The organism is Vibrio sp. Y51_MX_L26, from assembly GCF_024181935.1.
Lineage (GTDB): Bacteria > Pseudomonadota > Gammaproteobacteria > Enterobacterales > Vibrionaceae > Vibrio > Vibrio diabolicus.
In genome coordinates this window covers 288,102-300,706 of sequence record NZ_JAMZAS010000004.1, presented here as the reverse complement: position 1 = coordinate 300,706, position 12,605 = coordinate 288,102, and the positions used below count along the sequence as shown (strand labels likewise).

The 12,605-nt window shown below is 45.2% G+C and carries 14 protein-coding genes; all 14 read left to right on the top strand.

The genetic code is table 11. The features are described 5' to 3' along the window. Window positions 1-151 precede the first annotated feature (151 nt). The 14 genes from trmJ (at window position 152) to ispG (ending at window position 12,595) form a co-directional block, all read left to right on the top strand. A complete protein-coding gene (trmJ, locus tag NL645_RS12570; protein WP_006741887.1) occupies window positions 152-871 on the top strand; it encodes a tRNA (cytosine(32)/uridine(32)-2'-O)-methyltransferase TrmJ in 720 nt (239 codons plus the stop codon). Between the two features lie 125 nt (window positions 872-996). Beyond that, window positions 997-1,503, top strand: a complete 507-nt coding sequence (gene iscR, locus NL645_RS12565) for a Fe-S cluster assembly transcriptional regulator IscR (RefSeq protein ID WP_005381720.1) — start codon at window positions 997-999, stop codon at window positions 1,501-1,503. Window positions 1,504-1,531: 28 nt separating this feature from the next. After that, window positions 1,532-2,746 carry an IscS subfamily cysteine desulfurase gene (locus tag NL645_RS12560; RefSeq protein WP_005391556.1) on the top strand — a complete coding sequence of 405 codons (1,215 nt, stop codon included), beginning with the start codon at window positions 1,532-1,534 and terminating at the stop codon, window positions 2,744-2,746. Between the two features lie 38 nt (window positions 2,747-2,784). After that, a complete protein-coding gene (gene iscU / locus NL645_RS12555) occupies window positions 2,785-3,168 on the top strand; it encodes a Fe-S cluster assembly scaffold IscU (RefSeq protein WP_005381718.1) in 384 nt (127 codons plus the stop codon). 70 nt (window positions 3,169-3,238) lie between these two features. Next, the gene (gene iscA, locus NL645_RS12550) at window positions 3,239-3,562 is read left to right on the top strand and encodes an iron-sulfur cluster assembly protein IscA (RefSeq protein WP_005391554.1); all 324 of its coding nucleotides are present in this window, start codon (window positions 3,239-3,241) and stop codon (window positions 3,560-3,562) included. A gap of 55 nt (window positions 3,563-3,617) precedes the next feature. Then, entirely contained in the window at window positions 3,618-4,133 is a 516-nt protein-coding gene (hscB, locus tag NL645_RS12545; protein ID WP_012842113.1) for a co-chaperone HscB, read from the top strand. Window positions 4,134-4,154: 21 nt separating this feature from the next. After that, window positions 4,155-6,008, top strand: coding sequence for a Fe-S protein assembly chaperone HscA (gene hscA, locus NL645_RS12540; RefSeq protein WP_104971307.1), 1,854 nt, complete (start codon window positions 4,155-4,157; stop codon window positions 6,006-6,008). Between the two features lie 13 nt (window positions 6,009-6,021). Further along, window positions 6,022-6,360, top strand: a complete 339-nt coding sequence (fdx, locus tag NL645_RS12535) for an ISC system 2Fe-2S type ferredoxin (RefSeq protein ID WP_005391548.1) — start codon at window positions 6,022-6,024, stop codon at window positions 6,358-6,360. A 44-nt stretch (window positions 6,361-6,404) separates the two neighbouring features. Further along, window positions 6,405-6,599: a Fe-S cluster assembly protein IscX gene (gene iscX, locus NL645_RS12530; protein WP_005391546.1), complete on the top strand. Its 195-nt coding sequence runs from the start codon at window positions 6,405-6,407 to the stop codon at window positions 6,597-6,599. 161 nt (window positions 6,600-6,760) lie between these two features. Next, window positions 6,761-8,059, top strand: coding sequence for an aminopeptidase PepB (gene pepB, locus NL645_RS12525; protein ID WP_005391544.1), 1,299 nt, complete (start codon window positions 6,761-6,763; stop codon window positions 8,057-8,059). Window positions 8,060-8,154: 95 nt separating this feature from the next. Beyond that, window positions 8,155-8,580, top strand: a complete 426-nt coding sequence (gene ndk, locus NL645_RS12520) for a nucleoside-diphosphate kinase (RefSeq protein WP_005391542.1) — start codon at window positions 8,155-8,157, stop codon at window positions 8,578-8,580. 376 nt (window positions 8,581-8,956) lie between these two features. Next, window positions 8,957-10,084: a bifunctional tRNA (adenosine(37)-C2)-methyltransferase TrmG/ribosomal RNA large subunit methyltransferase RlmN gene (locus NL645_RS12515; RefSeq protein WP_253651789.1), complete on the top strand. Its 1,128-nt coding sequence runs from the start codon at window positions 8,957-8,959 to the stop codon at window positions 10,082-10,084. A gap of 435 nt (window positions 10,085-10,519) precedes the next feature. Next, window positions 10,520-11,470 (top strand): cytoskeleton protein RodZ, encoded by a 951-nt coding sequence (gene rodZ / locus NL645_RS12510; protein WP_253651788.1) that lies wholly within the window; start codon window positions 10,520-10,522, stop codon window positions 11,468-11,470. A 6-nt stretch (window positions 11,471-11,476) separates the two neighbouring features. Continuing rightward, a complete protein-coding gene (gene ispG / locus NL645_RS12505; protein ID WP_253651787.1) occupies window positions 11,477-12,595 on the top strand; it encodes a flavodoxin-dependent (E)-4-hydroxy-3-methylbut-2-enyl-diphosphate synthase in 1,119 nt (372 codons plus the stop codon). Window positions 12,596-12,605: the final 10 nt, after the last annotated feature.

Genomic DNA, 12,605 nt, shown 5'->3' with positions numbered 1-12,605 from the left:
TTTTTTGTTCTAAAGTCAGTGGTTTTATTGTATTTAGCTTGAGGCGAACGAGAACAATGACCAAGAATGAGAAGAGAGGCCTGCTTCGCCCTAGGGTGTGTTAAAAAACTATGGTAACATTCTGCGGTTTTAATTTAGGTAGCAAACACAGATGTTGGATCAAGTAAAAATTGTACTCGTAGGTACCTCTCATTCAGGCAATATTGGCTCAGCAGCTCGAGCTATGAAAGTGATGGGTTTAAGCCAACTAGTATTAGTCGATCCACAATGTGAAGTGGATGAACAAACTCTTGCTTTGGCTGCGGGTGCTGGTGATATTGCTCAAAATGCAAAGATTGTCGGCACATTAGAGGAAGCGGTTGAAGATTGCAGCCTAGTGGTGGGCTCCAGTGCTCGCTCTCGTACATTAGAATGGCCAATGCTTGAGCCACGTGAATGTGGTGAGAAATTTGCGGTTGAGGGTAGAAAACACCCTGTCGCGCTCGTGTTTGGTCGTGAAAGAACTGGTCTAACAAACGAAGAGCTGCAAAGGTGTCACTACCATGTTTGCATTCCTGCTAACCCTGAATATAGCTCGCTTAACCTAGCGATGGCTGTACAAACTCTGAGTTACGAAGTACGAGTTGCGCATTTGAACTTAGAGCAAAGCCAGTTTGCCCCAAATGAGCCGGAAGAGTACCCACGTCATAGAGAGCTCGAAATGTTCTTCGAGCATCTTGAAAAGGTGATGGTTGAGACCCAGTTTATCAATAAAGAGCAACCAGGGCAGGTGATGAATAAATTGCGTCGCTTGTTCTCTCGTGCTCGGCCAGAAACCCAGGAGCTCAATATTCTACGCGGTATTTTGACCTCGATAGAAAAGAAGTTCTGAATAGAGAATAACCACTTTAGGTGTAAGGATGAATACCTGAGTAAAATGGTCAAATAAATACTTGACCAAATTACTCAGGTATGGAAAAATCTTAACCATTACAAACCATGTGGATACGGTGTGGTATGAAACTTACATCTAAAGGAAGATATGCGGTGACAGCCATGCTGGATGTGGCACTGCATTCGCAACAAAACCCTGTACCTCTTGCTGACATCTCAGAGCGTCAGGGGATCTCGCTCTCTTACTTAGAGCAGCTATTTTCAAAATTGCGTAAAGCAGGTCTCGTTGCCAGCGTTCGTGGTCCTGGTGGTGGTTACCGACTTGGTGCCGACGCACACAGTATCGCTATTGGTACCGTGATTGCAGCCGTTGATGAGTCAGTCGATGCAACCAAATGCCAGGGCAAAGGAGATTGCCAAGGTGGAACACGTTGCCTTACTCACACGCTATGGCGCGACTTAAGCTCTCGTATTAGTGACTTCTTGAATAACATCACTCTTGGTGAGTTGATGACAGACAATGAAGTCCTCGAAATTTCTGATCGTCAGGACATTGATCTGGCGGTAACCCATGGGCTATCAAACAAAAATACAACCGCCGCGCCCATCGGTGTAAACGTCCGCTCTTAGCGGTCAGCTTTTTACATTGGAGTAGAGAATGAAACTGCCGATTTATCTTGATTATTCCGCTACATGTCCAGTTGATCCACGTGTTGCTGAAAAAATGGTTCAGTACATGACAATGGATGGCACATTTGGCAACCCAGCGTCGCGTTCGCACCGTTACGGCTGGCAGGCAGAAGAAGCGGTCGATACTGCTCGTGAGCAAATTGCTGACCTTCTAAATGCAGATCCTCGCGAAATCGTATTTACATCTGGTGCGACAGAATCAGACAACCTTGCGATTAAAGGTGCAGCGCACTTTTACTCGAAGAAAGGCAAGCACGTAATCACTTGTAAAACAGAGCACAAAGCCGTTCTTGACCCATGTCGTCAACTTGAGCGTGAAGGCTTTGAAGTGACCTACCTTGAGCCAGAATCAAATGGCTTGATCGATCTAGAGAAGCTTAAAGCGGCAATGCGTGATGACACAGTGCTTGTGTCTATTATGCACGTAAACAACGAGATTGGAGTGGTTCAAGACATTACTGCGATCGGCGAATTGTGTCGTGAGCGTAAAATTGTTTTCCACGTGGATGCAGCGCAATCTGCAGGTAAATTACCAATCGACGTTCAAGAGATGAAAGTTGACCTAATTTCGCTTTCTGCTCACAAAGTTTATGGCCCTAAAGGCATCGGTGCACTTTACGTTCGTCGTAAGCCTCGTATTCGTCTTGAAGCGCAAATGCACGGTGGCGGCCATGAGCGTGGTTTCCGCTCTGGTACACTTCCTACCCACCAAATCGTTGGTATGGGTGAAGCATTCCGCATTGCAAAAGAAGACATGCAAAAAGATTACGATCACGCTTTAGCGCTTCGTAACCGTCTTTTTGATGGCGTGAAAGACTTAGAAGCAGTGACGGTAAACGGTGACCTTGAGCAACGTGTACCACACAACCTAAACATCAGCTTCGCATTCGTAGAAGGTGAATCACTACTAATGTCGCTTAAAGATCTAGCGGTATCTTCTGGTAGTGCTTGTACGTCTGCAAGTCTTGAGCCTTCTTACGTTCTTCGTGCCTTAGGCATGGATGATGAATTGGCTCACAGCTCGGTTCGTTTCTCGTTTGGTCGTTTCACGACTGAAGAAGAAATTGATTACGCAATTGAACAAATCCGCGTTGCAGTGACTAAGCTACGCGACATGTCTCCTCTATGGGATATGTACAAAGAAGGGATTGATTTGAGCACTGTTGAATGGGCTCACCATTAATCTCAGGGATTGAAATAGAGGATTCGAGGTAATTTATCATGGCATACAGCGAAAAAGTAATTGATCACTACGAGAACCCACGTAACGTTGGTTCATTCGATAAAGAAGACCCATCAGTAGGTAGCGGCATGGTTGGCGCTCCAGCTTGTGGTGACGTAATGAAGCTTCAAATCAAAGTGACACCGGAAGGTATCATCGAAGATGCGAAGTTCAAAACATACGGTTGTGGTAGTGCAATCGCATCAAGCTCACTAGTAACTGAGTGGGTAAAAGGCAAGTCAGTTGATGAAGCAGCAGCAATTAAAAACTCTGAAATTGCTGAAGAGCTAGAGCTTCCACCAGTGAAAGTTCACTGTTCAATTCTTGCTGAAGATGCAATCAAAGCAGCGGTTGCAGACTACAAGAAAAAACACCAAGAATAATTATTCCGTAATATAATGGGAGCTTTGACGCTCCCATTCCAATCGAAATTTAGACAGACTAAGGTGCAGTATGGCCATCACAATGACAGAATCAGCGGCAAGTCGCGTAAGAGCATTCCTAGATAACCGAGGCAAAGGTATCGGTTTACGTCTTGGAGTGAAGACGACTGGTTGTTCAGGCATGGCATATGTACTTGAGTTTGTTGATGAGCTTAACGAAGAAGATGAAGTTTTTGAACTCTCTGGAGTGAAAATTATCATCGACAAAAAAAGCTTAGTGTACCTAGACGGTACCGAATTGGATTACGTGAAAGAAGGGTTGAATGAAGGTTTTGAATTCAACAACCCTAACGCGAAAAGTGAATGTGGTTGTGGTGAAAGCTTCAACGTCTAATTGATTGTCCTTCTGGGCAAGCGAGTCCGGAAGGCTTTACTAGGACCCGAACTTAATGAATCACTTTGAATTATTTGGGCTACCAAGTCAGTTTAAGCTGGATGGTAGCCTTCTTTCTTCTCAGTTCCGAGAACTACAAAAACGCTTCCACCCGGATAACTTTGCAACGGGATCTGAACGTGACCGTTTGATGGCGGTGCAAAAGGCAGCGCAAATCAACGATGCCTATCAAGTTCTGAAAAATCCTATCTCCCGTGCCGAGTACATCCTCGCAGAGCAGGGAGTTGAGATCCGAGGTGAACAGCAGACAATGCAAGATCCAATGTTCTTAATGGAGCAAATGGAGCTGCGCGAAGAACTGGAAGAAATTGCTGACAGCACCGATCCTGAATCGGCGCTTTTTGACTTCGATTCTAAGGTCAGCAAAATGTACAAACAGCATCTGGCAAGCGTCGAGCAAGAGCTTGATGATGGTCTTTGGGCTGAAGCCGCAGACCGAGTTCGTAAGCTAAAATTCATTGCCAAACTAAAGAACGAAATTGAACTAGTCGAAGACAAACTCCTCGGCTAGTTAGCGTGACAAGGACCTATCATGGCACTACTTCAAATCGCAGAACCGGGCCAAAGCTCGGCACCTCATGAGCATAAGTTAGCAGCGGGTATCGACTTAGGTACTACCAACTCTTTGGTTGCTTCTGTACGTAGCGGCGATGCAACTCCACTTGCGGACGAGCAGGGCCGTACTATTTTACCTTCAGTCGTTAATTACGCTGAGGAAACGTTAACGGTCGGCCACGAAGCCAAAGCTAAAGCAGAGTTTGAACCAGAGAACACGATTATCTCTGTAAAACGTTTGATCGGTCGTTCATTAAAGGACATTCAGTCCCGTTACTCTTCACTTCCTTATCGTTTTAAAGAGAGTGAAAATGGTCTTCCGATCCTGCAAACGCCTCAAGGTGACAAAAACCCGATTGAAGTATCTGCGGACATTCTAAAAGCGCTAGGTAAGCGAGCAGAAGAAACGTTAGGTGGTGAGTTAGCGGGTGTTGTGATCACTGTTCCTGCTTACTTTGATGATGCTCAGCGTGCAGGTACGAAAGACGCCGCGAAATTAGCAGGTCTTCATGTTCTCCGTCTGCTTAACGAACCAACCGCCGCGGCAATTGCTTACGGCCTAGACTCAGGCCAAGAAGGTGTGATTGCGGTTTACGATCTAGGTGGCGGTACATTTGATATCTCTATTCTACGTTTGTCGAAAGGCGTATTTGAAGTATTAGCAACAGGTGGTGACTCTGCGTTAGGCGGTGATGACTTTGACCATCTGTTAGCGGATTACCTAATGGAGCAAGCGGGTCTCGAAGCCCCACTTTCTGCTGAAAAAAACCGTACGCTACTGAACATTGCTACTGCGACTAAGATTGCTTTCTCTGAGCAAGACAGCGTTGATGTTGACGTGTTTGGCTGGAAGGGCACCGTTACTCGTGAGCAGTTCGAAGATCTGATTCGCCCATTAGTGAAGAAAACACTAATGTCTTGTCGTCGTGCATTAAAAGATGCTGATGTTAACGCAGACGAAGTACTCGAAGTTGTCATGGTTGGTGGTTCAACACGCACATTGCTGGTTCGTGAAATGGTAGGCGAGTTTTTTGGCCGCACACCGCTAACAAGCATTAATCCTGATGAAGTTGTCGCAATCGGCGCGGGTATCCAAGCCGACATTCTAGCGGGTAACAAGCCTGATTCAGAAATGTTACTTCTTGACGTGATCCCACTGTCGCTTGGTATTGAAACCATGGGTGGTTTGGTTGAGAAGATCATTCCTCGCAATACCACAATTCCTGTTGCGCGTGCGCAAGAATTTACCACATTCAAAGATGGCCAAACGGCCATGAGTGTCCATGTGGTACAAGGTGAGCGTGAAATGGTTGATGATTGTCGTTCACTGGCTCGTTTCTCATTGAAAGGCATTCCACCGATGGCGGCGGGTGCGGCACATATTCGTGTGACTTACCAAGTTGACGCTGACGGTCTTCTTTCTGTTACGGCAATGGAAAAGAGCACCGGTGTTCAGTCAGAGATTCAAGTAAAACCTTCTTACGGGTTAAGCGATAATGAAGTGGCGGATATGCTGCGTGATTCAATGACGCACGCTAAAGAAGACATGCAAGCTCGTGCGCTAGCTGAGCAGCGTGTTGAGGCCGACCGTGTGATAGAAGGCTTGATTGCAGCCATGCAAGCTGATGGTGACGAACTGCTATCAGAACAAGAGAAACAAGACCTGATAAAAGCCATCGAAGCCTTGATTGAGCTGCGTAATGGTGATGATGCAGATGCGATTGAGCAAGGCATTAAAGATACCGATAAAGCGAGCCAAGATTTCGCATCGCGCCGTATGGATAAATCGATTCGAGCTGCGCTGTCAGGTCAATCAGTAGACGATATATAAGAGATAAGTAGTTATGCCTAAGATTATTGTATTACCACACGACGATTTGTGCCCAGAAGGCGCAGTGTTGGAAGCAAACACTGGTGAAACCGTTCTGGACGTAGCGCTAAAAAATGGTATCGGTATTGAACATGCGTGTGAAAAATCATGTGCTTGTACCACCTGCCACGTGATCATCCGTGAAGGTTTTGATTCGCTAGAAGAAAGTGAAGAGCTGGAAGACGACATGCTGGATAAAGCGTGGGGTCTAGAGCCTGAATCTCGTCTAGGGTGTCAGGCGAAAATTGCGGATGAAGACTTAGTGGTAGAAATTCCTAAGTACACGCTGAACCACGCTTCAGAAGATCACTAAAACTATCTTCCCAATATAGGGAAGAAGCAAAAGGAAGATGAGCAATGAAATGGACAGATTCTCGCGATATCGCGATTGAACTTTGTGACAAGTTTCCAGATGTTGATCCGCAAACGGTGCGTTTTACCGATCTTCATCAATGGATCATGGAGTTAGATGAGTTTGAAGATGACCCAAACCATTGTAACGAAAAGATTCTGGAAGCCGTTATCATGTGCTGGATGGATGAAGCAGACTAAGTCTGTAAAACACAGCCTAGTTAACAATTCTTACTAAAAAAAGCGGACCTTTAGGTCCGTTTTTTTATCCAATTGACATTTTTGCCCTACATAATGCTAACATCCGTGAGTTATTAAAAAGAAGCAGCGTAGGCAACGCTGCTATAAGACAAGGAGAAACCATGTCTACACAGATGTCTGTATTTTTAAGTCAAGAGTCGGCAGCACCACATTGGGGTGAAAAAGCACTGCTTTCATTCGCTGAAAACGGCGCAACCATTCATTTAGGTGAAGGTCACGATCTTGGTGCAATTCAACGTGCAGCTCGTCAGCTAGATGGCCAAGGAATTCGTTCTATTTTTCTTTCCGGTGATAACTGGGATTTAGAGAGCGTTTGGGCTTTCCACCAAGGTTACCGTAACCCAAAAAAACATGGCTCAGTTGAGTGGTCTGCATTGTCTGAAGAAGATCAAGCAGAGCTTCAAGCGCGTATTACCGCGACTGATTTTACCCGCGATATCATCAATAAAACCGCAGAAGAAGTTGCCCCTCGTCAGCTAGCGACAATGGCCGCTGAATTCATCAAATCTGTTGCGCCTAAAGGCACAGTGACAGCTCGTATCGTCAAAGACAAAGACTTGTTGGCAGAAGGTTGGGAAGGCATTTACGCCGTAGGCCGTGGTTCGGAGCGTACTTCTGCGATGCTCCAGCTAGACTACAACCCGACAGGTGACGAGAACGCACCAATATTCGCGTGTCTTGTCGGTAAAGGTATCACCTTTGATTCGGGTGGTTACAGCTTGAAGCCTTCTAACTTCATGAGCGCAATGAAAGCAGACATGGGTGGCTCAGGCACCATCACCGGTGGTCTTGCACTGGCGATTCTTCGTGGTTTGAACAAGCGTGTAAAACTGATCCTTTGTTGTGCAGAGAACATGGTTTCTGGTCGCGCACTCAAGCTTGGCGACATCATCACCTACAAAAACGGTAAAACCGTTGAAATCATGAACACCGATGCAGAAGGTCGTTTAGTGCTTGCTGATGGCCTTATCTACGCTAGTGAGCAAAAACCTGAGTTAATCATTGATTGTGCAACACTAACAGGTGCGGCGAAGAATGCGTTGGGTAATGATTACCACGCACTAATGAGTTTCGATGACGAGTTATCGCATCAAGCGCTCACTGCGGCAAACCAAGAAAAAGAAGGTTTATGGCCGCTACCACTTGCTGACTTCCACCGTGGAATGCTGCCGTCAAACTTTGCTGACCTATCGAATATCAGTTCTGGCGACTACTCTCCGGGTGCAAGCACAGCAGCAGCATTCTTGTCTTACTTCGTAGAAGACTACAAAAAAGGCTGGTTGCACTTCGACTGTGCGGGTACATACCGTAAAGCTGCGTCTGACAAATGGGCTGCGGGAGCTACGGGTATGGGCGTTCGTACACTTGCTCGTTTCCTCAATGAGCAAGCTGGTAAATAAGATTGATTGCGGCACTCTCTTGCTTGAGTGCTGCTCTTACCCAGTAAGTCACTTTAAAAACACAACTATTATTACAAGTACAGAAAGGAAACTTTATGGCTCTAGAAAGAACATTTTCAATCATTAAGCCGGATGCGGTAGAGCGAAACCTAATTGGTGAAATCTATAACCGTATTGAAAAGGCTGGCCTACGTATTGTCGCTGCTAAAATGGTTCACCTGACTGAAGATCAGGCAAGCGGTTTTTATGCAGAGCATGAAGGCAAAGAGTTTTTCCCTCCACTAAAAGAGTTTATGACATCTGGTCCTATTATGGTTCAGGTACTGGAAGGTGAAAATGCGATTGCACGTTACCGTGAACTGATGGGGAAAACTAACCCAGAGGAAGCGGCATGCGGTACGCTTCGTGCTGATTACGCACTTAGCATGCGTCACAATTCAGTTCATGGTTCCGATAGCCCTGAATCTGCAGCACGTGAAATTGAGTTTTTCTTCCCGGAGTCAGAGGTTTTCTCTCGCTAATTAGGCGTGATACTTCACTTGTTAGTGATGCTCTGATACAGAAAAGCCTCGGAACTTTCCGAGGCTTTTTCATTTCATATACCTAAGTGAGTGGCAATGTTGACTGCATAAGTGATCTCTTACACGCTAACTAGTCTGACTATATAATGGGCTTTAAAGCCCAGTAACGTGAGTTATTTTTAGTCTTTTCCCTTTACGATTTCTACGCTTTTACTTTTGGTAGTGTAATAGCCACTTATAGCGCAAGAGGTGCTTAAAATTTAATCATTTTGATTTTAATGCCTTAGCAAACTCAGGGTTTTACACCCCTTGTTGTAGCTGCATAAAGGCTGTACAATTCGCGCCCTTATTCTTGTTTCAGTCATTGAGAGGCAACATGACCACTGAAAAAATCAATCTACTCGACTTTGATCGCAAAGGCATGCGTCAGTTTTTCGCAGAAGAACTCGGCGAGAAAGCGTTTCGTGCCGATCAGGTTATGAAGTGGATCTACCATTTCGGTGTAGATGACTTCGAAAGAATGACAAACATTAACAAGAAGCTGCGCGAAAAGCTTTTACACAAGTGCGAAATCAAGGCACCAACAGTCGCAGAAGCTCAGCACTCTTCTGATGGTACAATCAAGTGGGCGATGAACGTTGGTGATCAGGATGTGGAAACGGTTTACATTCCAGAAGATGACCGTGCAACGCTTTGTGTGTCTTCTCAAGTAGGTTGTGCGTTGGAATGTAAGTTCTGCTCAACCGCACAGCAAGGTTTTAACCGTAACTTGAAAGTTTCAGAGATCATCGGTCAGGTGTGGCGCGCTGCACGTGAAATTGGTCTTGAGAAAGAAACAGGTCGCCGCCCAATTACTAACGTCGTGATGATGGGGATGGGTGAACCGCTTCTAAACATGAAGAACTTGATCCCGGCATTAGAGCTAATGCTGGACGACCTTGGCTTTGGTTTGTCAAAACGTCGTGTGACTGTATCTACATCAGGTGTGGTTTCTGGTCTTGATCAGATGACAGGCAAAATCGACGTCGCGTTGGCAATTTCCCTTCATGCGCCAAACGACAAGCTGCGTAGTGAAATCATGCCAATTAACGATCGTTGGGATATTCAAGATTTCCTAGCATCAGTTCGTCGTTACATCGCTTCATCGAATGCAAACCGCGGTAAGGTAACGGTTGAGTACGTACTTCTTGATCATGTGAATGATGACATGGACCATGCTCGTGAACTGGCTGAGCTGATGAAAGACACACCATGTAAGATTAACTTGATTCCGTTTAACCCGTACCCAGGTTCACCTTACAAGAAACCAAGTAACTCACGTATCGATCGCTTCCAAAAAACATTGATGCAATATGAGCATACAGTAACTGTTCGTAAGACTCGTGGCGATGACATTGATGCGGCGTGTGGTCAGTTAGTCGGTGATGTGATTGACCGAACTAAACGTACTGCAATGTTAAAAGCGTCGCGCGGTGCTGATACCATTGAAGTAAAAGCGGTATAAACGACCGGAATTCAAAAATAGCCAGAGCCATTTGCTCTGGCTATTTTGTTTAGCGATAAGGGCATTTCTGCCAAGATTTATGACGACAACTCTCCAACTCGAGGTTATTTGGGTATAATTTCGAATTCCTTTGTCAAAGTTTGGACAAAAGCTTGAGCTATCTGTTAGTTTGAGTGTAAAGAGTTTTTGTCTTCGTTACACATTCGCTTATCATGATATGTGACATTAACGATGACACCGATAATTCTCAGCATTTTCTCACATACGCTTTGCTGATTTTTGCAAAACGGGTATTCACACTCAAATCGCTGAGAGTTTCTTAAAATTATTATTTTGGTTAACGCGTTTAGGCTAGCTATCTTTTAAAGAGGCTTAAGAACAATAACGAAAATACATAACCACGTTAGCCACTAAAACAGATTAAATACCACCATTATGACAGAACACGAAAATACGAATGAAGTGCCACTTTCTATTGAAGCTGGCACATTACTGAAAAACAAACGCGAATCTCTTGGGATGAGTCAAAAGCAAGTTGCTGATCGCCTGAGGCTTCGCGTTTCTGTTATTGAAGATATTGAAAATAACCGATTTGAGTCTCAACAAGTTGCGACATTTACGCGTGGTTACTTGCGTTCTTACGCGAAGTTCGTAGGCCTTGATGAGAAGATGGTTTTGACTGCGTTAGAGCAGACAGCAGATGTACAGCCACAAGAGCAAGAAATTGAAATGCAGAGCTTCTCTCGCAAAACAAAAGATGAGAAGCACAATAGCCGTATCATGCTCCTGACTTGGGTTATCGGGTTGGTCATTATTGGTATTTCTGCAGCTTGGTGGTGGCAAAACCAGCAAGAGAATAGCCTAACGAAGGAAGTTACGGATTCAAGTGTTGAAGCGCCGAAGCCCACAGCGCAAGAGTTAGCTGATATCGATTTAATGACGGCTGAGGAGTTAATCGCAAGTACTCCTGAAGAAGTTGTTTCAACAAGTAATGATGTTGTTGAAACGAGTGAAGTACCAGTCGAGCAGGGTAGCGATCCTCTGCTTGCTGAAACTGAAAATACAACAAGCGTAGATTCTGAAGAACCTGTTGCCGTGATTGAAACTGCGGAAGAGGAACAGCCTGCGCCAGTCGTACCTGAAGGCATGACACTTCTTACTATGAAGTTTAAAGCGGACTGTTGGATTCAAGTAAAAGACACCAATGGTAAAACGCTGTTAAGTGGTACTCATAAACCAGGACAAGATGTAGAACTTACCGGAAAAGCGCCGTTTAAAGTGATATTAGGCGCACCGGAAGGGGTTACAATGACATTTGCAAGTGAACCTGTCGACCTTTCTGGGTATACTTCAGGCAAAGTAGCTAGATTCACTCTACCGTTATAAAAAATTATGCAACACGAATCTCCAATTATTCGTCGTAAATCGACGCGTATTTATGTGGGTGATGTGCCAATTGGTGATGGTGCGCCAATTGCCGTACAGTCAATGACTAACACTCGCACGACTGACGTAGAAACGACAGTCGCTCAAATCCGAGCACTAGAAAAAGTCGGTGCAGATATCGTTCGAGTTTCTGTACCTACCATGGACGCAGCAGAAGCTTTCAAACTGATTAAACAGCAAGTTTCTGTACCATTAGTGGCTGATATTCATTTCGACTATCGTATCGCGCTGAAAGTGGCGGAGTACGGTGTTGACTGTTTACGCATCAACCCAGGTAATATTGGCAATGAAGAGCGCATTCGCGCTGTTGTTGACTGTGCTCGCGATAAAAACATCCCAATCCGTATTGGTGTCAACGGTGGATCTTTGGAAAAAGATTTACAGATGAAATACGGTGAACCAACGCCAGAAGCTTTGGTTGAATCGGCGATGCGTCACGTAGATCATCTCGATCGTCTTAACTTTGACCAATTTAAAGTTAGCGTGAAAGCTTCAGACGTCTTCCTTGCGGTGGATTCATACCGTCTGCTAGCGAAGAAAATCGATCAGCCTCTTCACTTGGGGATTACAGAAGCGGGCGGTGCTCGCGCTGGCGCTGTTAAGTCATCTGTTGGCTTAGGTATGCTGTTGTCTGAAGGGATCGGCGATACGCTGCGTATCTCTTTGGCTGCCGATCCAGTTGAAGAAATCAAAGTCGGTTTCGACATTCTTAAATCTCTGCGCATTCGCTCTCGAGGCATCAACTTTATTGCTTGCCCAAGTTGCTCGCGCCAAGAATTTGATGTAATTGGCACGGTGAACGCACTTGAGCAGCGTTTAGAAGACATCATCACGCCAATGGATGTGTCTATCATCGGTTGTGTGGTAAACGGCCCTGGTGAAGCAGAAGTTTCTCACTTAGGTCTAGCTGGCAGTAACAAGAAGAGCGCATTCTACGAAGATGGTAAACGCCAGAAAGAACGCTTTGATAACGATGACCTTGTGAATCAGCTAGAAGCTAAGATCCGTGCGAAAGCCGCCATGATGAATGGCGAAAACCGCATCGAAGTTAAAGTACAAGATTAATCTCAACGAG

Bases quoted from the DNA above. Each gene is read 5' to 3' on its own strand.
- trmJ (WP_006741887.1), top strand. From the start codon at position 152: ATGTTGGATCAAGTAAAAATTGTACTCGTAGGTACCTCTCATTCAGGC.
- iscR (WP_005381720.1), top strand. From the start codon at position 997: ATGAAACTTACATCTAAAGGAAGATATGCGGTGACAGCCATGCTGGAT.
- NL645_RS12560 (WP_005391556.1), top strand. From the start codon at position 1,532: ATGAAACTGCCGATTTATCTTGATTATTCCGCTACATGTCCAGTTGAT.
- iscU (WP_005381718.1), top strand. From the start codon at position 2,785: ATGGCATACAGCGAAAAAGTAATTGATCACTACGAGAACCCACGTAAC.
- iscA (WP_005391554.1), top strand. From the start codon at position 3,239: ATGGCCATCACAATGACAGAATCAGCGGCAAGTCGCGTAAGAGCATTC.
- hscB (WP_012842113.1), top strand. From the start codon at position 3,618: ATGAATCACTTTGAATTATTTGGGCTACCAAGTCAGTTTAAGCTGGAT.
- hscA (WP_104971307.1), top strand. From the start codon at position 4,155: ATGGCACTACTTCAAATCGCAGAACCGGGCCAAAGCTCGGCACCTCAT.
- fdx (WP_005391548.1), top strand. From the start codon at position 6,022: ATGCCTAAGATTATTGTATTACCACACGACGATTTGTGCCCAGAAGGC.
- iscX (WP_005391546.1), top strand. From the start codon at position 6,405: ATGAAATGGACAGATTCTCGCGATATCGCGATTGAACTTTGTGACAAG.
- pepB (WP_005391544.1), top strand. From the start codon at position 6,761: ATGTCTACACAGATGTCTGTATTTTTAAGTCAAGAGTCGGCAGCACCA.
- ndk (WP_005391542.1), top strand. From the start codon at position 8,155: ATGGCTCTAGAAAGAACATTTTCAATCATTAAGCCGGATGCGGTAGAG.
- NL645_RS12515 (WP_253651789.1), top strand. From the start codon at position 8,957: ATGACCACTGAAAAAATCAATCTACTCGACTTTGATCGCAAAGGCATG.
- rodZ (WP_253651788.1), top strand. From the start codon at position 10,520: ATGACAGAACACGAAAATACGAATGAAGTGCCACTTTCTATTGAAGCT.
- ispG (WP_253651787.1), top strand. From the start codon at position 11,477: ATGCAACACGAATCTCCAATTATTCGTCGTAAATCGACGCGTATTTAT.